Annotated in this window: 14 protein-coding genes; 12 read left to right on the top strand and 2 right to left on the bottom strand. The window is 68.9% G+C overall.

What is annotated here, in order from left to right; all coding sequences use genetic code 11:
- Positions 1-56 precede the first annotated feature (56 nt).
- The 6 genes from G3M62_RS13430 to G3M62_RS13405 are packed head-to-tail and all read left to right on the top strand — an operon-like array spanning position 57 to position 9,598.
- Positions 57-3,038: a glycosyl hydrolase 115 family protein gene (locus tag G3M62_RS13430; protein ID WP_165187784.1), complete on the top strand. Its 2,982-nt coding sequence runs from the start codon at positions 57-59 to the stop codon at positions 3,036-3,038.
- Positions 3,035-4,129 carry a LacI family DNA-binding transcriptional regulator gene (locus G3M62_RS13425; protein WP_165187174.1) on the top strand — a complete coding sequence of 365 codons (1,095 nt, stop codon included), beginning with the start codon at positions 3,035-3,037 and terminating at the stop codon, positions 4,127-4,129. Before G3M62_RS13430 ends, G3M62_RS13425 begins: the two co-directional genes overlap by 4 nt.
- Positions 4,130-4,145: 16 nt before the next feature.
- On the top strand, positions 4,146-5,432 hold the full coding sequence (locus G3M62_RS13420) for an MFS transporter (RefSeq protein ID WP_425483856.1): 1,287 nt from the start codon (positions 4,146-4,148) through the stop codon (positions 5,430-5,432).
- Positions 5,429-6,679, top strand: coding sequence for an SGNH/GDSL hydrolase family protein (locus tag G3M62_RS13415; RefSeq protein WP_165187782.1), 1,251 nt, complete (start codon positions 5,429-5,431; stop codon positions 6,677-6,679). Before G3M62_RS13420 ends, G3M62_RS13415 begins: the two co-directional genes overlap by 4 nt.
- Positions 6,676-7,959 (top strand): MFS transporter, encoded by a 1,284-nt coding sequence (locus tag G3M62_RS13410; RefSeq protein ID WP_165187780.1) that lies wholly within the window; start codon positions 6,676-6,678, stop codon positions 7,957-7,959. Before G3M62_RS13415 ends, G3M62_RS13410 begins: the two co-directional genes overlap by 4 nt.
- Positions 7,960-7,966: 7 nt before the next feature.
- On the top strand, positions 7,967-9,598 hold the full coding sequence (locus tag G3M62_RS13405) for a glycoside hydrolase family 43 protein (protein ID WP_165187777.1): 1,632 nt from the start codon (positions 7,967-7,969) through the stop codon (positions 9,596-9,598).
- A gap of 20 nt (positions 9,599-9,618) precedes the next feature.
- Here the strand turns inward: G3M62_RS13405 and G3M62_RS13400 are convergent, their stop codons facing one another.
- Together G3M62_RS13400 and G3M62_RS13395 are read right to left on the bottom strand one after the other, a co-directional pair.
- A complete protein-coding gene (locus G3M62_RS13400) occupies positions 9,619-10,068 on the bottom strand; it encodes a GNAT family N-acetyltransferase (protein ID WP_165187776.1) in 450 nt (149 codons plus the stop codon).
- A gap of 99 nt (positions 10,069-10,167) precedes the next feature.
- Positions 10,168-10,407: a helix-hairpin-helix domain-containing protein gene (locus G3M62_RS13395; protein ID WP_165187774.1), complete on the bottom strand. Its 240-nt coding sequence runs from the start codon at positions 10,405-10,407 to the stop codon at positions 10,168-10,170.
- Between the two features lie 160 nt (positions 10,408-10,567).
- Here G3M62_RS13395 and G3M62_RS13390 point away from each other — a divergent pair, with 160 nt between their 5' ends.
- From G3M62_RS13390 to G3M62_RS13365, 6 genes are all read left to right on the top strand, one after another.
- Positions 10,568-11,164 (top strand): chemotaxis protein CheX, encoded by a 597-nt coding sequence (locus tag G3M62_RS13390; protein ID WP_165187772.1) that lies wholly within the window; start codon positions 10,568-10,570, stop codon positions 11,162-11,164.
- Between the two features lie 66 nt (positions 11,165-11,230).
- The gene (locus G3M62_RS13385) at positions 11,231-11,587 is read left to right on the top strand and encodes a PilZ domain-containing protein (protein ID WP_165187770.1); all 357 of its coding nucleotides are present in this window, start codon (positions 11,231-11,233) and stop codon (positions 11,585-11,587) included.
- Between the two features lie 222 nt (positions 11,588-11,809).
- Complete coding sequence (locus G3M62_RS13380) at positions 11,810-13,108, top strand: MdtA/MuxA family multidrug efflux RND transporter periplasmic adaptor subunit (protein ID WP_165187769.1); 1,299 nt, start codon at positions 11,810-11,812, stop codon at positions 13,106-13,108.
- Positions 13,109-13,117: 9 nt separating this feature from the next.
- Positions 13,118-16,267: a multidrug efflux RND transporter permease subunit gene (locus G3M62_RS13375; RefSeq protein WP_165187768.1), complete on the top strand. Its 3,150-nt coding sequence runs from the start codon at positions 13,118-13,120 to the stop codon at positions 16,265-16,267.
- Positions 16,264-19,482 (top strand): efflux RND transporter permease subunit, encoded by a 3,219-nt coding sequence (locus G3M62_RS13370; RefSeq protein WP_165187767.1) that lies wholly within the window; start codon positions 16,264-16,266, stop codon positions 19,480-19,482. The genes G3M62_RS13375 and G3M62_RS13370 overlap by 4 nt, the downstream gene beginning before the upstream one ends.
- Positions 19,482-20,915, top strand: a complete 1,434-nt coding sequence (locus tag G3M62_RS13365; protein WP_165187766.1) for an efflux transporter outer membrane subunit — start codon at positions 19,482-19,484, stop codon at positions 20,913-20,915. The genes G3M62_RS13370 and G3M62_RS13365 overlap by 1 nt, the downstream gene beginning before the upstream one ends.
- Positions 20,916-21,064: the final 149 nt, after the last annotated feature.

Raw genomic sequence — 21,064 nt, 5'->3', positions numbered from 1 at the left:
CCTCATCGTCCTGAATTCATGAATACCGGCCGGGGTCCGGCCGTCGGAGATCGGTCATGCGTCGCCAAGTTCTCGCCGCCCTCTCGTTGGCGGCCGTTTCGTTTCTGGCCTCGACCAGCCACGCGGGCGAGCTGACCCTGTTCGACGGCAAGATCGCGCCGACCATCGTCTATGACGACACCAAGGCCGCGCCGCTGGGCAAGGCCGCCGATCTGCTGGCCCACGATCTGACCGCCCTGACTGGCAAGACCCCCGTGGTGGCGCGCAAGGCGGCGGGGCAGGGGCCGGTGGTGATCTTCGGCCTGGCCAAGTCGCCGACCATCGCCGCCCTGCTGAAGGCCAATCACCTCGACGCCGCCCGCCTGACCGGCCAGTGGGAGACCTACGGCCGCGCCCAGGTGACTCTCGCGGATGGCCGTCCGGCTCTGCTGATCTTCGGTTCGGACGCCCGGGGCACGATCTGGGGCGTGATGGACCTGTCGCGCGAGATGGGCGTCTCGCCCTGGGAGTGGTGGGCCGACGTCAAGATTCGCCAGGTCGACCACATCGCCGTCGACGGCGACCTGCGCTACTCCAAGACGCCCTCGGTGAAGTATCGCGGCATCTTCCTCAACGACGAGGAATTCGGGCTCTATCCGTGGGCCTCCAAGACCAACGACCCGCAACTGCACGACGTGGGGCCCAAGACCTATGCCCGCGTCTACGAACTGATGTGGCGGCTGAAGGCCAACACCTTCTGGCCGGCCATGCGCGGTATCGAGAAGTCGTTCAACCAGGTGCCGGGCAACGCCGAGATGGCGCAGTCCTACGGCCTGGTCCGGGCCAGCTCGCACGCAGAGATGATCTCGCGCACCAATATCCGCGAGTGGGACGTCGAGACGATGGGCCCCTACAACATCTTCGAGAACCGCAAGGGCGTGATGGACTACTGGCGCGAGGCCGTGCGCCGGTGGGGCAAGAACGACAACATGTACACGGTCGGGATGCGCGGCATCGAGGACCGTCCGATGCAGGGGGCCAACACCCCGCAGGACCAGGCCCGGGCGCTGGAGAAGGTGTTCGCCGAGCAGCGCAAGATGCTGGGCGAGGAACTGAAGAAGCCGATGGATCAGGTGCCTCAGGTGTTCACCCCCTACAAGGAGGTGCTGCCCGCCTATGACTCCGGTCTCAAGGTGCCCGACGACGTCACCCTGAACTGGCCCGACGACAACTACGGCTATATCCGCCGGCTGAGCAACGCCAAGGAGCGGGTGCGCTCGGGCGGCTCGGGCGTCTACTACCACATCTCGTACTGGGGCTATCCCATGTCGTACCTGTGGCTGGCCAACAACCATCCCGCCCTGATGTGGGAGGAGATGAACAAGGCCTATCAGTACGACGCGCGGCGGCTGTGGATCGTCAATGTCGGCGACATCAAGCCGGGCGAATATCTGAGCCAGCTGTTCCTCGACATGGCGTTCGACAACGACGCCTATCCGGACGTCGCCAGCGTCAAGGCCCACCTGACGCGCTGGGCTAGCGAGAACTTCGGCGCGGCCGACGCCGCCAAGATCGCCGATATCCTGTGGCGGCAGTACGACCTGGCCTTCGCGCGCAATCCTGAATTCATGGGCTGGACCACCACCAAGCCGGTGACGCCGGTCAAGCAGACCGAATTCAACATGGCCAGCTTCGGCGACGAGAACGCTCGTCGCCGCGCGGCCTATGACGACCTGGCGGCTCAGAGCGAGGCCCTGATGCAGAGCCTTCCGGCCGACCGCAAGGACGCCTTCTACGAACTGGTGAAGTTCCCGGTCGACATGGCGACGGCGGTCAACCAGCGGCAGCTGGATCTGGACCGCTCGATCGCCTACGCCTTCCAGCACCGCGCCAGCGCCGACGCCTACGGAGCCAGCGTCCACGACGCCCAGGCCAAGATCGAGGCCGGCGGCCGCGCCTTCAACGAAACCGTCGCCGGCGGCAAGTGGGCCGGGATGATGGGCATGTCGCCCCACGGCCTGCCGTTCTACAAGGCGCCCGCTGCGCCGGCCTGGGCCGGCGGCGAGGAGACCGGCTGCGCGGCGTTCGCCGAGGGCGGGGCGTTCTACGACGCCCAGAACGCGATCCCTGGCGAGTCCGAGTTCATGCGCAAGCTGCCGCACCTGCTGCGCTACGCCGCGCCCGAACTGCCGGCCTTCCATCCGGAGCTGGGCGGAACCCGCTATGTCGACCTGTTCGTCAAGGACAAGGCCACCACGGCGCAATGGACCGCGACGCCTGACCAGCCCTGGATCAAGGTCAGCGAGGCGGCCGGGACCCTGTCGGCGTCGTCGGTCCTCGAACGACGCCTGACGGTCAGCATCGACTGGGCTTCGGCGCCCAAGGGCGCGGCGCGTGGCGTCGTCAATATCCGGTGCGGCGACGCGCCGTTGCCGATCCCGGTGACCGTGGTCCTGGCCCCGACGCTGGCGACGCCCGACGCGTCCTTCATCGAGGCCGATCGCCTGGTCTCGATGTACGCCGCCCACGCCGACCAGGTGGGGCAGGGCTGGTCGGTGCTGGAGGGCCTGGGCCACACCGGCGCCGTGCTGCGCTCGGACATCCACATGCGCTCGGTCGACGCCAAGGACGTGGCCGCGATCGCCGCCGCGCCCAAGGCCAGCTGGCGCTTCTCGACCGTCACCACCGACGATCCCGCAACTCTGCGGGTCGTGGCCCTGCCGATCCTGCCGGTCACCTCCGAGAACCGTATGCGGGTGGCGGTGCAGGTCGACGACGAGCCGCTGCAGGTGCTCGACTTCACCGCGCCCGAATTCAGCGCCCGCTGGCTGGAGCGCGTGCAGACCAACGCCGCAATCGAGACGGTGCAGAACCTGCGCCTGAAGCCGGGCTCGCACGTGGTGACGATCCACGCTCTCGACCCGGGGTTCGCCCTGGATCGCCTGGAGCTTGCGTTCGTGGGCGCGGCCCGCCCCTATGGACCCGTGCCGGAGACTCGCGTGCGTCGATCGGACGAAATCGCCGCTGCATCGTCGGGCGTTCAGAAGGTTATCCATTGAGCAGGTTGGATCGGGTACGGGGCGCCACGATCGTCGATGTGGCCCGCTTGGCGGGCGTGTCGCGGATGACGGTGTCGCGGGTGATCAACGACGGGGCGGCGGTGCGCGAGAGCACGCGGCTGGCGGTGCAGGCGGCGATCCGCGAGCTCAACTACGCGCCCAACCTGGCGGCGCGCAACCTGGTCACGGCCGGCGAGCTGCGGATCGGGGTGATCTATTCCAACCCCAGCGCCGCCTTCATGAGCGACTTCCTGATCGGGGTGTTCGAGGAGGCCACCAGCGCTGGGGCGCGGCTGATCCTGGCGCGGGGCGAGAACGGCCAGGCCCCGACGGCCCAGGAGCTGCAGCGGCTGCTGGACGCGGGCGTGCACGGCGTGGTCCTGGCCCCGCCGCTGGGGGAGTCGGCGTTGGTGCGCGACATCCTGCGCGCCGCCGACCTGCCCGTCGCCGTGGTCGCGGCCGGGCGGCCGCCGACCGACGCGATCAATGTCCGCATCGACGACCACCAGGCCAGCCAGGCCATGGCCCAGCACCTGCTGGACCTGGGCCACCGCCGGATCGGCTTCATCGCCGGCAATCCCGACCAGACCGCCAGCGTTTCGCGCCTGGAGGGGGCCAGGGCGGCGATCGCCGCGGTTCCGGGCGCCGAACTGGTCCTGGCCCAGGGCAGCTTCAGCTATGGCTCGGGCCTGCGCGCGGCCGAATGGCTGCTGGACGCCGACCCCGCGCCCACCGCGATCTTCGCCAGCAACGACGACATGGCCGCCGCGGCCGTGTCGGTGGCCCACCGCCGTCACCTGGACGTGCCGCGCGACCTGACCGTGGTCGGGTTCGACGACACCACCGTGGCCACCACGCTTTGGCCGCCGCTGACCACCGTGCGCCAGCCGGTGCGGCAGATGGCGGCCGTGGCCCTGGACCGGCTGATGCGGGCCCTGCGCTCGCCCGATCCGGACGGCGAGCGGGCGGCCGACCATGTGCTGGGCCACGCCCTGATCGAGCGTGACTCCACCGCGCCGCCCCGGCGTGTCGAGGCCGCAACCTCAACCTCGATCCCTGACGCCAACAGCGGAGCCCGCGCGCATGTCTGACGCCACCGACGCTGGAATGGACGCCGGGATGGAAAAGGCCACGGTGGCCAAGGTCACCGCCCGGCTGATGCCGCTGTTCTGCCTGATGTACCTGATCGCCTATATCGACCGGCAGAACGTGTCCTACGCCAAGCTGGACATGGTCCAGGCCCTGGGCTTGAGCGAGGCGGCCTATGGGCTGGGCGCGTCGCTGTTCTTCATCGGCTACTTCCTGTTCGAGGCCCCGTCCAACCTGATCCTGGCCCGGGTCGGGGCGCGGGTGTGGTTCGCGCGGATCATGTTCACCTGGGGCCTGGTGACCCTGGCCCTGGGGTTCACCCAGAACGCCACGATGTTCTACGTCCTGCGCTTTGCCCTGGGGGTGACCGAGGCGGGGTTCTTCCCCGGCGTGCTCTACGTGCTGACCCTGTGGTACCCGCAAGCCCACCGGGCGCGGATGGTGGGCTTGTTCATGATCGCCAGCGCCGTGGCCAACGCGGTCGGGGCGGTCGTGGGCGGCCTGCTGCTGGACCTGGACGGAACCCTGGGCCTGGCCGGCTGGCAGTGGGTGTTCCTGGTCACCGGCGTGCCGGCCGTGCTGCTGGCGCCTTACGTGCTGTGGAAGCTGCCCGACGGTCCGGTCCAGGCCAAGTGGCTGCCCGACGCCCAGAAGGCCTGGCTGGCCAAGGTGCTGAGCGCCGAACGGGGAGGGGAGCCCGACGACCATCGGGGGGCCTGGAAGGCGATCTTCGATCCGCGCGTGCTGCTGCTGGCCAGCCTCTATATCGGCATGCCGCTGGGCGCTTACGGCCTGAGCTACTGGCTGCCGACCATCGTCAAGTCGTTCGGCGTGTCCAACAGCGTCAACGGCCTGATCAACGTCATTCCGTGGCTGTGCGTGGCCGTGGCCCTGTGGCTGGTGCCGCGTCACGCCGCGCGCCATGGGGCCAGCGCCTGGCATATCGCCGGACCGTGCCTGCTGGGCGCGCTGGCCCTGACGCTGAGCGTGATCGTGCCCGGCGCGGCGCTGAAGTTCGCGATGCTGTGCATCGCCGCCCCGGCCATCTTCGCGGCCCAGCCGGTGTTCTGGAGCCTGCCGCCCAGCTTCCTCAGCGGTCCCAGGGCCGCGGCCGGCATCGCCGCGATCAACGCCATCGGCAACCTGGGCGGCTTCATCGCCCAGAACCTGGTGCCCCTGGTCCGCGACGCCACCGGCTCCAACCTGGCCCCCATGCTGGCCCTGGCCGCCGTCCTGGTCGTCACCAGCCTGATGATCTTCTACGCCATGGCCAGGCTGGACAAAACCCGGGCCCGCGCCGCATGAACCCCCGCCACGCCCTCCTCGGATGGGTCGCGCTGGCCTGGCTGGCGGCTACGCCCTTGCATGCCGAACGACCCCGGGCGCCCGCCGTCTGGATCGGCTCATGGGCCTCGGCCCAGCAGCCGACGGAGACACGGGACGCCGCATCGAACGTCGACCTGGCCGGCATGACCTTGCGACAGGTGGTGCATCTCAGCCTCGGCGGCGACCGCATCCGCTTGCGCCTGTCCAATGCGTTCGGAACCGGGCCGCTGCGCCTGTCCGGCGTGCACGTGGCGCGCGCCATGGCGGCGGGCTCGCCGCGCATCGACCCGGCCACCGATCGCACGGTCACCTTCGCCGGCGCGAACGAGGTGACGATACCGGCCGGCGCCGACTATCTGTCCGATCCGGTCGACCTGGCCGCGGGGGCGCTCTCCGACCTGGCCGTCAGCCTTCGCTACGACGCCGCGCCCGCCCAGCCGACCTTGCACGCCGCCTCGCACGCCACCTCCTGGACGCTGGCCGGCGACCACCTGACGGCGCCCGATCTGCCCGGCGCCAAGACCTTCACGCACTGGCTGCAGATCTCCGGCGTGGACGTGGCGCGCCCGTCCGGCGCGGCCGTGGTGGCCCTGGGCGACTCGATCACCGACGGCAGCTGGTCGACCACCGACGGCAACGACCGCTGGCCCGACATCCTGGCTGCCCGTCTGCAGGCCGATCCGCGCACCGCCCATCTTGGCGTGCTCAATGTCGGCATCGGCGGCAATCGCGTGCTGGCCGACGGCCGAGGCCCCAACGCCCTGGCCCGCTTTGATCGCGACGTCACCGCCCAGGCCGGCGCGCGCTACCTGGTCGTGCTGGAGGGCGTCAACGACCTGGGGACCTTGACCCGCGACGGGCCCGTCTCGCCCGAAGCGCACGCCGACCTGGTGAGCCGTCTCACCGCCGCCTACGCCCAGATCATCGCGCGCGGCCATCAAAGAGGTCTGCGTGTCTACGGCGCGACCATCCTGCCGTTCGGCCGCGCGACCAACTACCATCCCGACGCCCGCAACGAGGCCGACCGGCAGGCCGTCAACGCCTGGATCCGCGCGCCGGGCCACTTCGACGGCGTGATCGATTTCGACGCCGCCACCCGCGATCCGGCCCAGCCGGATCAACTGCTGCCGGCCTATGATTCCGGCGACCATCTGCATCCGTCGCCCGCCGGCTACCGCGCCATGGGGCAGGCGATCGATCTCACCTTGTTTGGACCGAAGACATGAACGGCAAGATCCGGGCTTTACGCTGGTGGATGATCGCCCTGGTCATGCTGGGCGCGATCCTCAACTACCTGACGCGCAGCACTCTGGGCGTGGCGGCGCCGACCGTGCTGGCCGATCTGCATATCGGCCCCAAGGAATATTCCTGGATCACCGGCGCCTTCCAACTGGGGGTGATGCTGCAGCCGCTGTGCGGCTACGTGCTGGATTCCATCGGATTGAAGCTGGGCTTCGCCCTGTTCGCCACCGCCTGGTCGCTGATCACCATGGCCCACGGCCTGGCCGGCAACTGGCAGGCGCTGCTGGGCCTGCGCGGGGCGCTGGGCGTGGCCGAGGGCTGCGCCCACCCGGCCGGGATGAAGGCGGTTTCGACCTGGTTCCCGGCCAAGGAGCGCGGCCTGGCCGGCGGGGTCTACAACATCGGCGCCTCGATGGGCTCGGTGCTGGCGCCGCCGCTGGTGGCCTGGTCGATCCTGGTCTGGAACTGGCGGGCCGCCTTCGTGGTGGCCGGCGCCCTGGGCCTGGCGTGGGTGGCGCTGTGGCTGTTCGCCTATCAATCGCCCGACAAGCACAAGGCCCTGTCCGACGCCGAGCGCGACCTGATCGCCTCGGGCCAGGAAGCCCATCTGGAAGACGCCGGGGGGCGGCCCTCGATGCTCAGCCTGCTGACGCGCCGCAACTTCTGGGGCATCGCCCTGCCCAGGTTCCTGGCCGATCCTACCTGGGGCACGCTGTCGTTCTGGATCCCGCTGTACCTGACCACGGTGCGCCATTTCGAGCTGAAGCAGATCGCCCTGTTCGCCTGGCTGCCGTTCGTGGCGGCGGACATCGGCTGCCTGTTCGGCCCGGCCGTGGTGCTGTTCCTGCAGAAGCGCGGCGTCAGCCTGATCAACGCCCGGCGCGGGGCCTTCACCCTGGGGGCGGCGCTGATGACCAGCATGATCTTCGTCGGCCGGGTCGAGAGCCCCTATGTCGCCATCGCCCTGCTGTGCGTCGGCGGCTTTGCTCACCAGACCCTGTCGGTGACGGTGATCACCATGTCGTCGGACCTGTTCCGCAAGAACGAGGTGGCGACCGTGGCCGGCATGGCCGGGTTCTTCGCCAATCTGGGGGTGCTGATCTTCTCGCTGCTGATCGGGGGGCTGGTGGCCACGGTGGGCTACGACCCGTTCTTCGTGGCCCTGGGCGTGCTGGACCTGGCCGGCGCCGCCCTCCTGTGGACCCTGGTCCGCGATCCCGCCCGCACGCCTCCCACCAAGCCCGTCACAGTTCCCGCGCTCTAGAGTCCCCATGCCGCAAGACACGATCAGCAACCCGATCCTGCGGGGCTTCAATCCCGACCCGTCGATCGTCCGGGTGGGCCAGGACTACTACATCGCCGTCTCGACCTTCGAGTGGTTCCCCGGCGTGCAGATCCACCACTCGCGCGACCTGGTGAACTGGCGGCTGCTGAGCCGGCCCCTGACGCGGGCGAGCCAGCTGAACATGCTGGGCGCGGCCGACGGCTGCGGGGTCTGGGCTCCGTGCCTGACCCACGCCGACGGCAAGTTCTGGCTGATCTACACCGATGTGAAGCGCTATGGCCGCACCACGGTCGGCGGAGCCTCGGGCGCCAGCTTGCGCGACTTCCACAACTACCTGGTCACCGCCGACAGCATCGAGGGGCCGTGGTCGGAGCCGGTGCGTCTCAACAGCAGCGGCTTCGACCCCTCGCTGTTCCATGACGACGATGGTCGCAAGTGGCTGCTGAACCAGCTGTGGGACCACCGGCCCGGCCGCAACCGCTTCGCCGGCATCGTCGCCCAGCAATACGATCCCGCCGCCGGCGCGCTGGTCGGCGAGCGCCTCAACATCTTCCCCGGCACGGCCCTGGGCCTGACCGAGGCCCCGCACCTCTACAAGCGGGACGGCTGGTACCACCTGATCACCGCCGAGGGCGGCACGGGCTTTGGCCACGCCGTGACCATGGCCCGATCCAGGACCCTGGAAGGACCTTACGAGCTGCACCCCGACGGCCCTGTGCTGACCGCCCGCGACCGGCCGCACGCGGCGCTGCAGCGGGCCGGCCACGCCGATCTCGTCGAGACCCCCGATGGGACAACCTGGATGGCCTATCTGTGCGGCCGGCCCTTGCCCAATCGCGGCCGCTGCGTGCTGGGCCGCGAGACGGCGATCCAGCCGATGGTCTGGGGCGACGACGGCTGGCTGCGCACCCGCGACGGCTCGGGCGATCCGGAGCTCAATCCGCCGACGCCGGGCCTGCCCCCCGCGCCCTGGCCGGCCGCGCCCGAGTGGACCGCCTTCGACGGCCCCGACCTGCCGATCGACTTCCAGTGGCTGCGCTCGCCGTTCCCCGAGGAACTGTTCAGCCTGACCGCGCGCCCCGGCTGGCTGCGCCTGCACGGCCGCGAGACGATCGGCAGCCAGTACCGCCAGGCCCTGGTCGCCCGCCGCCAGCAGGCCTTTTGCTACAGCGCCCGCACCGTGCTGGACTTTTCGCCCCGGCACTTCCAGCAGATGGCCGGGCTGGTCTGCTATTACGGGGCCAGCAAGTTCCACTACCTGTTCGTCAGCCACGACGACGACCACGGCCGCCATCTCCAGGTGATGTCGGCCTTGCCCGACAGCCCCCAGGCCGACGCCTTCACCGTCCCGATCCCGTTGCCCGGCGAGGGCCTGGTCCACCTGCGGGTCGAGGTCGATTTCGAGCGTCTGCGCTTCGCCTTCAGCCTGGACGGCGAGCAATGGACCTGGCTGCCCCAGGTGTTCGACGCCTCGATCCTGTCGGACGAGGCCACCGCCCCCGGCGCCCCCAACTTCACCGGCGCCTTCGTCGGCATGGCCTGCCAGGACCTCTCCGGCGCCGCCAAACCCGCCGACTTCAACGGCTTTGGATACGTTGAGCGCGACTATCGCGCCTGAGGAAGCAATCCTGACGCCCGTCAGGCGCGCTTGCGCAGCGGACGGGTAAAGGCCTCTCCCGTTTCCACGAAGCCCGTGGCGAGGCAGAACGTGCGCAGGTCGCCGGGCGCGGTTGGCGCGTGAAGCACCAGTTCGCCGCACCCGGCGGAGCGCGCGGCCTGAGAGGCGGCCTTGAGCAGAAGGCGCGCGACTCCGTTGCGACGCCGCTCCGGGTCGACCAGCAGGGCGGAGATCCATCCGACCTTGAGATCGGCCGTCAGGGTGGAATGCCAATGCACCGCGATGAGGCCGGAAGGCGGGCCCCATTCATCGGCGATGAGCAGGGCGCCGGGCTGGTCCAGAAGGGCGTTCAGGCGCGAGGCCAGTTTGTCGCGGGCGATGATCTCGCCCGCCGTCTTGAGCAGATCGACCAAGCCGTCCAGGTCGCCGCTATTGGCGGCCCGAATGGATAGGCCGTGGCGGCTCGACATGGCGGCGGCGTCTCCTGGGTCCGACCGGCGAGGGGGCCTCGCCGCTCGTCGATGAGCATGCCTTAGAGCGAGTGTTCGTCCGTTGGAAGCTTGCCGGCGTCAGCCCTTGGCGGCCGAGAGCGCGAAGTGTCTCGGCGCGGCCCAATTCTGGTCCGCGATGGCGCCCAGTTCGAAACCGCGCGCCCGCAGGTCGGCCAGGGCGTCGTCGTCGAGCGCGTCGATCCACAGCAGATCGTCCCAGGACCGGAAGGGGCCCCAAAGCACCATCTGTCGCGCCAGGTCCGCCGCGACGCCGGTCGCGGTGATGTCTTCGATGCTGGCGCGGTTGAGATCGATCATGGCGGTGGAAGCGTTTATCCACGGCGAAGGTTCCGCTCCAGGTTCGCGAACCGTCACCCTCAAGCGTTACCGGCTCGCTGCGGACCTGCGCCTGTAGTAGTGAAGTCAGGCGTTTGCCGCGCCAGGCTTCTGGCGACGCCCACGCGGGTGAGGATAGTCGTTGCTTTCAGACATCGAGAACGACGCGCTCACCGAGCTCGTCAATATCGCCGTGAGTGGGGCGGCGGTGCGCTTGAGGGCCATGGTGGGCGCCGAGGTCAAGCTCACGGTCCCCGCGGTTTCCATCGTCGACGGCGTCAACGCCGTGCGCACCATGGAGGCGTTGGGGCTGACGAGCGTGATGGCCGTGCGGCAAAGCTTTTCCGGACGCCTGTTCGGCGAGACGATGCTGGTGTTTCCGGAGGAAAACTATGGGGACCTGATCCGGGCGGTCCTGGGCGCGGACATGCCCGAGGCTGACGTCGAGGCCCTGACCACCGACGCGCTCGGCGAGATCGGCAACGTGCTTCTGCTCGGCTTTCTGAGCACGATCGGCGCCATGCTGGACGTCCAGTTCCAGGTTTCGATCCCGACGGTCGCGATCGCCAGGCCCGAAGAGATCTTCGCCGGCGACGCCAATCAGGTGGCGTTGTTCATCTACGTCAATTTCTCGATCAGCGGGCGCGAGGTGCGTGGCTATTTCGGTCTCGTCCTGGGCCTGGCGACGTTCGCCATACTTCAACGGATCCTCGCGGCCTTCATCGTCAAGGTCACCTGACGTCGATCCAGGGTCCGGCTGGCGGTTGGCGCCATCCGTTAACCGTGCCGCGCTAAGGTCACGCTCATGCGAACGGATGTCGAAAACAGATCAGGCGGCGTCGACCTGCGGGCTCACCCCCGCACCCCGACGAAGCGCAAGGCCTATCTGGTCGATGGCCGAAAGGCCTGGAAGTGCTCGTTGATCGATATCGCCGACGGCGGAGCTCGGATCGCCCTGGGCGACATCGAGCTGCCCGCCGAGGGCGCCTTCCTGGTGGATTCCATCGCCAAGCGGGTTCACCTGACCCGCGTGGTCTGGCGCTCCGAACGGGAGGCCGGCTTGCAATTCATCGAAAGCGAAGCGCTGACGGGACCCGCGGGCGGCAAGGACGGCGCGGTTTCGATCGCCACGCGCTTCGCCTGGAAGCTGAACGCCGCCTAGCGCGGCTGAACGCCGACGGTCGCGCGCTTGGCGACCAATTGCGGCGCTTCTGATTTCCACCTTGAAATGTGCAGGCAACGTGGCCGGGCAAGTAAGGCCGTGCGACGGTCCCTACTGTCGTGAATGCGACCGTATCGGCATCCGTTTCGCCACTGTGGCGTTTGATGCTGCGGACACGGTAGCGTTTGTCCGTCTTCCTTGCCCCGCGCGCCTGAGATCTCGATGACCGAACCTTCCCGATCGATCCGCCCCGTCAGCCGCAAGGCCCAAATCATCGGCGGCGCGATCGCCCTGGCGGTGCTGGCCGGCGTGGTGTGGCTGGCCTGGAGCCTGATGCACGCGCCCAAGACCGAGGGCGGAGGCGCGGGCGGGCCCGGCGGCGGCCCTGGCGGCGGTTTCGGCGGTGGCGGCGGACGACGCGGCGGTCCGGCCAGCACCGTGGCGGTGGCCACGGCCAGCCAGACCGACCTGCCGGTGGTCATCGAGGCCCTGGGCACCGTGACCCCGGCGGCGACGGTCACCGTTCGGCCCCAGGTGGCGGGCGTGATCACCCAGGTGATGTTCAAGGAGGGCCAGATGGTCCGCGCCGGCCAGCCGCTGGTGCAGATCGATCCGCGCCAATTCCAGATGGATCTGTTGCAGGCGCAGGGCAACCTGACCCGCGACGAGGCCCAGCTGGCCAGCGCCCGGGTGACCCTGACCCGCTACCAGACCCTGCTGACCCAGGACTCCATCGCCCGCCAGGAGGTCGACACCCAGGCGGCCACCGTCAAGCAGCTGCAGGGCTCGGTGATGGCCGACAAGGCCGCCGTGGGCACCGCCCAGCTGAATGTCGGCTATGCGCGCATCGTCGCCCCGGTCAGCGGCCGGGTCGGCCTGCGGGTCGTGGATGTCGGCAACTATATCGGGGCGGGCGACACCGCCGGGGTGGCGGTGATCACCACGGTCTCGCCGATCGACGTCGAATTCACCGTCCCGCAGGACGACGTGCCGCGCATCGGCGCCCGGGCCAACACCGGCGCGACGCTGCCGGTCATCGCTTTGGACCGGACCCGGACCACGACCCTCGACAAGGGGACGTTCTCGACCCTGGACAATATCGTCGACGTCGGCACCGGCACGGTGAAGGCCAAGGCCCGCTTCCCCAACGCCGGCGGGACCCTGTTCCCCAGCCAGTTCGTCAATGTCCGCCTGGAGCTGGACACCCTCAAGAACGCGGTGGTCGTGCCCGCCACGGCGCTGCGCCAGAGCAGCGACGGCGCGTTCGTGTGGGTCCTGGCCGCCGACCAGACCGTCAGCAAGCGCAAGGTCGTGGCCGGACCGTCGACCACCACGCAGGTGTCGCTGGCCAGCGGCTTGAAGGTCGGCGAGAAGGTGATCACCGAAGGCGGCGACCGCCTGCGCGAAGGCGGCAAGGTCCAGCTGCCCGGCCAGGCCGCTGGCGGCAAGGGCAAGGGTCAACACGCCGGCAAGGGCAAGGGGCAGGGCGGCGAGCATCGTCGCCGGCAGCAGGCCGAATAGGCCCGCGCCATGAATCCCTCTCAGCCCTTCATCCAGCGGCCGGTCGCCACGGCCCTGTTCATGGCGGCCATCGTCCTGGCCGGCCTGGTCGGCTTCAAGCTGCTGCCGCTGTCGGCCCTGCCGCAAGTCGACTATCCCACGATCCAGATCCAGACCCTCTATCCCGGGGCCAGCCCCGAGGTGATGAGCCAGACCGTCACCGCCCCGCTGGAGCGCCAGCTGGGCGAGATGGCGGGCCTGTCGCGGATGAGCTCGGTCAGCACGGCCGGGGCCTCGGTCATCACCCTGCAGTTCAATCTGGGTGAAAGCCTGGACGTCGCCGAGCAGGAGGTGCAGGCGGCGATCAACGGGGCCAACAGCCTGCTGCCGGCCGACCTGCCGGCTCCGCCGGTCTACGCCAAGGTCAATCCGGCCGACGCGCCGGTCCTGACCCTGGCGGTGACGTCTGACACCCTGCCGCTGACCGAGGTGCAGAACCTGGTCAACACGCGGCTCGCCCAGAAGATCAGCCAGGTCTCGGGCGTGGGCCTGGTCAGCCTCAGCGGCGGCCAGCGTCCGGCCATCCGCATCCAGGCCGACACCCAGGCCATGGCCAGCTACGGCGTCACCCTGGCCAATGTGCAGACCGCGATCAGCAGCGCCAACGCCAACAGCGCCAAGGGCAGTTTTGACGGGCCGACCCGCAGCTACACGATCAACGCCAACGACCAATTGCTGACCGTCGACGACTATTCGAAGCTTATCGTCAGCTACAAGAACGGCGCCCCGATCCGCCTGCGCGACATCGCCCAGGTCGTGCAGAGCGCCGAGAACACCCGCCTGGGCGCCTGGGCCAACGATACGCCGGCGATCATCGTCAACGTCCAGCGCCAGCCCGGCGCCAACGTCATCGCCACCGTCGACGCCATCAAGGCCAAGCTGCCGGAGCTGGAGGAGGGCCTGCCCGCCACTCTCGAGGTCAAGGTGTTGGCCGACCGCACCACCGGCATTCGCGGCTCGGTCCACCACGTGGAGATGGAGCTGCTGCTGGCCGTGGTCATGGTCGTGGTGGTGATCTTCTTCTTCCTGCACAGCCTGCGCGCCACCCTGATCGCCGGCCTGGCCGTGCCGATCTCGCTGATCGGCTCGTGCGGGGTGATGTATCTGATGGGCTTCTCGCTGAACAACCTGTCCCTGATGGCGCTGACCATCGCCACAGGCTTCGTGGTCGACGACGCCATCGTCATGATCGAGAACATCTCCAGGCACCTGGAGAAGGGCGTCAAGCCGATGGCGGCGGCGCTTCAGGGCGCCAAGGAGATCGGCTTCACGATCATCTCGCTGACCGTGTCGCTGATCGCGGTGCTGATCCCGCTGCTGTTCATGGGCGACGTGGTCGGGCGGCTGTTCCGCGAATTCGCCATCACCCTGGCCATCACCATCCTGATCTCGGCGGTGGTGTCGCTGACCCTGACGCCGATGCTGTCGGCTCGCTGGCTCAAGCCGGCCGGAGAAGGTGAGGGCGAAGAGCATCAGGGCAAGATCGCCCAGAAGTCCCAGGCGCTGTTCGAGCGCGTCGAGCGTCAGTACGAAAAGGGCCTGGCCTGGGTGCTGGAGCGCCAGAAGGCGACCCTGGTCGTGGCCGTGGCGACCTTCGCCCTGACCGCCTTGCTCTACATGGTCATCCCCAAGGGCCTGTTCCCGACCCAGGACACCGGCCAGCTCCAGGCGCGGACTGAGGTCGAGCAGTCGGTCTCGTACGACCGCATGGCGGGGCTGCAGCAGCAGGCCGCCAAGGCCATCCTCGACGATCCGGCGGTGGAGAGCCTCAGCTCGTTCATCGGCGTCGACGGCGCCAACAACTCGATGCTCCACACCGGGCAGATGCTGATCAACCTGAAGGCCGACCGCAAAGGCTCGCAGGAGAAGATCATGCAGCGGCTGCGCGACCGCGTGGCCGGCGTGCCGGGCGTGACCCTCTATCTCCAGCCTACCCAGGACCTGACGATCGACGCCGAGACCGGCCCGACCCTCTACCGGCTGTCGCTGGAAGGCGCCGACACCGTCGTGGTCAAGCAATGGGCGGGCAAGCTGGCCGAGCGCCTGGCCAGCGTGAAGTCGGTGCGCAATGTCTATAGCGACGCCAGCGCCACCGGGGCGGCGGCCTATGTGGATATCGATCGCGACACCGCCGCGCGCCTGTCGATCACCGCCTCGGATATCGACGACGCCCTCTACAGCGCCTTCGGCCAGCGGATCGTCTCGACGATCTTCACCGAGACCAACCAGTACCGCGTGATCCTGGAGGCCAAGCCCGGCCTGCTGACCGCGCCGGACTCTCTGGGCCTGCTGAACCTGAAGACCGGCGGCGGCCAGCCCACGCCGCTGTCGGCGATCTCGACCATCAAGGAACAGACCGCTCCGCTGCAGGTGACCCACGTCTCGCAGTTCCCGGCCACCACGATCGGCTTCGACACCGCGCCGGGCGTTTCGCTGGGCAAGGCGGTCGACGACATCCGCGCGGCCATGAAGGACATCGGCATGCCGGTGGCCGTCACCCACACCTTCCTGGGCGCGGCGGGGGCCTACGAGAACTCGCTCAGCAATCAGCTGTGGTTGATCCTGGCGGCGGTGGTCTGCGTCTACATCGTGCTGGGCGTGCTCTACGAGAGCTACATCCACCCACTGACCATCCTGTCGACCCTGCCGTCGGCGGGCGTCGGCGCGCTGCTGGCCCTGTGGATCACCGGCAACGACCTGGGCGTGATCGGCATCATCGGCATCATCCTGCTGATCGGCATCGTCAAGAAGAACGCGATCATGATGATCGACTTCGCGATCGACGCGCAGCGCAACGAGGGCAAGACGCCGGAGGAGGCGATCTTCCAGGCCGCCATCCTGCGCTTCCGCCCGATCCTGATGACGACGCTGGCGGCCCTGTTCGCGGCCATCCCGCTAATGCTGAGCTTCGGCGAGGGGGGCGAGCTGCGCCGGCCGCTGGGTATCGCCATCTTCGGCGGCCTGCTGGTTAGTCAGCTGCTGACCATGTTCACCACCCCGGTGATCTATCTGGCCTTCGACAAGCTGGCGCCGGCCGACAAGGGGATCCACCGCGAGCACGACGACCACGTCGCGCCCGATCGGATTGACCCCGAGCCGCTCCCGGGGGCGCCGTCGTGAATTTGTCGGCGCCCTTCATCAAGCGGCCGGTGGCCACGGTCCTGTTGACGATCGGCCTGGCGATGGCGGGGATCGCCGCCTTCTTCGTGCTGCCGGTCTCGCCCCTGCCGCAGGTGGACTATCCGACGATCTCGGTGTCCAGCAGCCTGTCGGGCGCCAGTCCCGAGACCATGGCCTCCAGCGTCGCCACCCCGCTGGAACGGCGGCTGGGCACGATCCCCGGCGTCACCGAGATGACCTCGCAGAGCAGCACCGGCTCGGCCCGGGTGACCCTGCAGTTCGACCTCAACCGCAACATCGACGGCGCCGCGCGCGAGGTGCAGGCCGCCATCAACGCCGCCCGCTCGGACCTGCCGGCCACGCTGAAAAGCAATCCCAGCTACCGCAAGCAGAACCCTTCGGACGCCCCGGTCATCATCCTGGCCCTGACCAGCGACACCAAGACCCCGGGCCAGATCTACGACGCGGTGTCCAACATCGTGGCCCAGCGCCTGTCGCAGGTGACGGGCGTGGGCGACGTTGAGATCGGCGGCGGCTCGCTGCCGGCCGTGCGGGTGTCGGTCAATCCGTTCCTGCTGAACCAGTATGGCATCGCGCTCGAGGACGTCCGCGCCGCGGTGCAGTCGGCCAACGCCAACCGACCCAAGGGCCAGGTCGAGGGCGCGGGGCGGCGGTTCCAAGTCTACACCAGCCCCGGCGGACGCAAGGCCGCCGACTATGCCGGCCTGGTCGTGGCCTGGCGGGGCGACGCCCCGGTGCGGCTGATGGATGTGGCCGAGGTCACCGACAGCGTCGCCGACACCCGGACCCTGGGCCTGTTCAACGGCAAGCCCGCGATCATCATCCTGGTCACCCGACAGCCGGGCGCCAACATCATCCAGACCGTCGACAGCGTTCGCGCCACCTTGCCGGAACTGCGCGCCCAATTGCCCGGCGACATCAACGTGGCCGTGGCCAGCGACAGCACCAACTCGATCCGCGCCTCGCTCAAGGAGATCGAGATCACCCTGCTGATCTCGATCGTGCTGGTGGTTCTGGTGGTCAGCGCCTTCCTGCGCAGCGCCCGCGCCACCTTCATCCCGGCGGCGGCGACCATCGTCTCGCTGCTGGGCACGTTCGGGGTGATGTACCTGCTGGGCTTTTCGCTCAACAACCTGTCCCTGATGGCCATCACCGTGGCCACCGGCTTCGTGGTCGACGACGCCATCGTCGTGCTGGAAAACACCCAGCGCCACATCGAAAAGGGCATGGACCGCTTCAAGGCCGCGCTGCTGGGCGCGCGCGAGGTCGGGTTCACCGTGCTGTCGATCAGCATCTCGCTGGTCGCCGTCTTCATCCCCCTGCTGTTCATGGGCGGCCAGGTGGGACGGTTGTTCCGCGAGTTCGCCGTCACCCTGTCGTCGGCGGTGATGATCTCGCTGGTCATTTCGCTGACCACCACGCCGATGATGTGCGCCTACCTGCTGCGTCCGCCCAAGGAAGGCCAGCAGGAGGGCCGGATCGCGCGCTGGTTCGAGGCCGGCTTCAATCGCGTCCACAAGACCTACGAATACAGCCTCGACTGGGCCCTGGCCGCCAAGCCGGTGGTGCTGCTGATCCTGGTGGTGGTGATCGGCCTGACCGCCTGGCTCTATGTCGCCGTGCCCAAGGGCTTCTTCCCCCAGCAGGACAGCGGCCAGATCCAGGCCGGCCTGCGCGCCGACCAGAGCGTGTCGTTCCACGTCATGCAGGATAAGCTCAAGCAGGTGGTCAACATCATCCGCAAGGATCCCGGCGTCGACACCGTGGTCGGCTTCACTGGCGGCGCCCGGGCCGGCGGCGGCTTCCTGTTCGTCAATCTCAAGCCCCTGGGCAACGGGGCGGACGACCGCAAGGAGAAGGGCTCGGCGGTGATCAATCGCCTGCGGCCCAAGCTACAGAGGGTCACCGGCATCAGCGTCTTCCTCAACCCCGTCCAGGACGTGCGGATGGGCGGGCGGCAGAGCAATTCGACCTATCAGTACACCCTGACTAGCGACTCCAGTCAGGCGCTGAAGGATTGGGCGCCCAAGCTGGCCGAGGCCATGAAGGCCCGCTCCGACGTGATGACCGACGTCGACAGCGACCAGTCCGAGAACGGGGTCGAGACCTTCGTCACCATCGACCGCGACAGCGCCTCGCGCATGGGCGTCACGCCGCGCGCCGTCGACAACGCGCTCTACAACGCCTTTGGCCAACGCCAGGTCGCCACGATCTACGAGGACATCAACCAGTACGCCGTGATCATGGAATGGGACCGCCGGTTCTCGGCCGGACCCGAGGCGTTGAACGACGTCTATGTGCCGACCAGCGCCAGCGGGGCCAGCGGCGGGACGACGGCGACCTCGACCAGCGGCGCGGCGGTTAACCCGGCCCTGCGCGACGCCTCGACCGGTTCGGCGCTGAACACCACCCGCACGCCGATGACCCCGCTCAGCGCCATCTCTAGCGTCGCCCAGGCCGCCACCCCGACCTCGATCAACCACCAGAACGGTGAACTGGCCACCACGGTGTCGTTCAACCTGGCTGACGGAGTGTCTCTCAGCGACGCCCAGGCGGCCATCAAGCAGGCCGAGGCCGACATCGCCATGCCGACCAATGTGCGCGGCAGCTTCCAGGGCAGCGCCCGCAGCGCCCAGGACCAGAACAAGCAGCAGCCGTTCCTGGTCGCCGCCGCCATCGTGGCGATCTACATCGTGCTGGGTATTCTCTACGAGAGCTACGTCCACCCGCTGACCGTGCTGTCGACCCTGCCGGCCGCCGGGGTCGGGGCCCTGCTGGCCCTGCTGGTCTTCAAGATGGAGTTCTCGGTGATCGCCCTGATCGGAGTGTTCCTGCTGCTGGGCATCGTCAAGAAGAACGCCATCCTGATCATCGACTTCGCCCTGGAGGCCCAGCGTTCGCGTGGGCTGACGGCGCTTGAGGCGGTGCGCGAGGCCAGCCTCCTGCGCTTCCGTCCGATCCTGATGACCACCCTGGCCGCCGCCCTGGGCGCCTTGCCCCTGGCCATCGGTTTCGGGGAGGGGGCCGAGCTGCGGCGTCCGTTGGGCATCACCATCATCGGCGGCCTGATCGCCAGCCAACTTCTGACCCTGATCACCACCCCGGTCGTCTACGTCTATCTCGACCGCCTGCGGGGCAAGGCGCGCGACGAGCGCTACCTGGCCCACATGCCCTCCGCGCCGGAGCCCGTCTAATGCCTTCGTTCAAGCACCTTGCCGTCGCCGGTTCCGCCCTGACCTTGCTGTCGGCCTGCACGGTCGGGCCCGCCTATGAGAAGCCACAGGTCTCGGCCACGGCCTTGCCCGCGACCTACAAGGCGCTGGACGGCTGGAAGGCGGCGACGCCCGGCGACCTGATCGATCGCGGCGACTGGTGGAGCCTGCTGGGCGATCCGCAGCTGGACGCCCTGATCGGCAAGGTCAACGTCTCCAACCAGACCATCGCCGCCGCCGAGGCCAACTATCGCCAGGCCCGCGCCCTGGTGCGCGAGCAGCGCGCCGCGCTGTTTCCGACCATCGACCTGTCGGGCTCGGCGACGCGGTCGCACGGTTCGGCCTCGGCCAATTCCGGCTCCGGTTCGACGGGCGGCTCGGGCAGCGCCAACCGCTACCAAGTCGGCATCGGCGCCAGCTGGGAGCCGGACCTATGGGGCCGCATCCGCAACGGCGTCACCGGCGCCAAGGCCGGCGAGCAGGCCAGCGCGGCGGACCTGGCCGGGGCGCGTCTGTCCATGCAGGGCGAACTGGCCGTGAACTATCTGGGCCTGCGCCAGACCGACGCCGAGCTGGCCCTCGTGGGCAAGACGGTCGAGGGCTACCAGCGCAGCCTGACCATCACCCAGAACCGCTACAACGCCGCCATCGCGCCCAAGTCCGACGTGCTGCAGGCCACCACCCAGCTGGCGGGGGCCCAGGCCGATCTGGAGAGCCTGCGTCAGAATCGCGCCGCCTATGAGAACGCCATCGCCACCCTGGTCGGCGAACCGGCCAGCGGCTTCCGCCTGGCCGCCGATCCCAACTGGAGCGCCCGCGTTCCCGAGATCCCGGCCGGCGTGCCCTCGACCCTGCTGGAGCGCCGTCCCGACATCGCCGCCGCCGAGCGCCGGGTGGCCGCCGCCAACGCCGACATCGGCGTGGCCCGCGCGGCCTTCTTCCCGACCTTTGGCCTGACCGCTTCGGGCAATTCCAGCGCCTCCAGCCTGGGCGATCTGTTCAGCGCCTCGGCCAATACCTGGTCATTGGGCCTCAGCGCCGCCCAGACCCTGTTCGACGCCGGGGCCCGGAAAGCGCGGGTGGAGCAGGCGAGGGCGTCCTACGACGCTTCGGTCGCCGATTATCGCCAGACCGCCTTGGCCGCTTTCGAGGACGTGGAAAACCAATTGACCGCCGCCCAGGTGCTGGAGCGCCGCTACGCCTTGCTGAAGACCAGTTCGGACGCCGCCGACCAGACCGAGCAGATGATCCTCAACCAGTACAAGGCCGGGCAAGTGGCCTACACGGACGTCGTCTCGGCCCAGGCCTCGGCCCTGTCGGCGCGGCGGACCTTGCTGGCCGCCACGGTGGCCCGCCAGACCACGGCCGTGGCCCTGATCCAGGCCTTGGGCGGCGGCTGGAAGCCGCAGAGCTAACGAGAATCCCTCTCTCTTAGAGAGAGGGAGGGGCCCGCCGCCGCAGGCGGTGGGAGGGTGAGAGGTTTCACCTTCTCCAGCAAATCCAGAACCTTCGAGCCTTCTTTGAAGCTGCCTAGACGTCCCTCGTCAATGCGGTCGCCGACACG

Origin of the sequence: Caulobacter soli, assembly GCF_011045195.1 — a bacterium.
Lineage (GTDB): Bacteria > Pseudomonadota > Alphaproteobacteria > Caulobacterales > Caulobacteraceae > Caulobacter > Caulobacter soli.
This window is presented reverse-complemented; position numbering and strand designations above follow the sequence as displayed.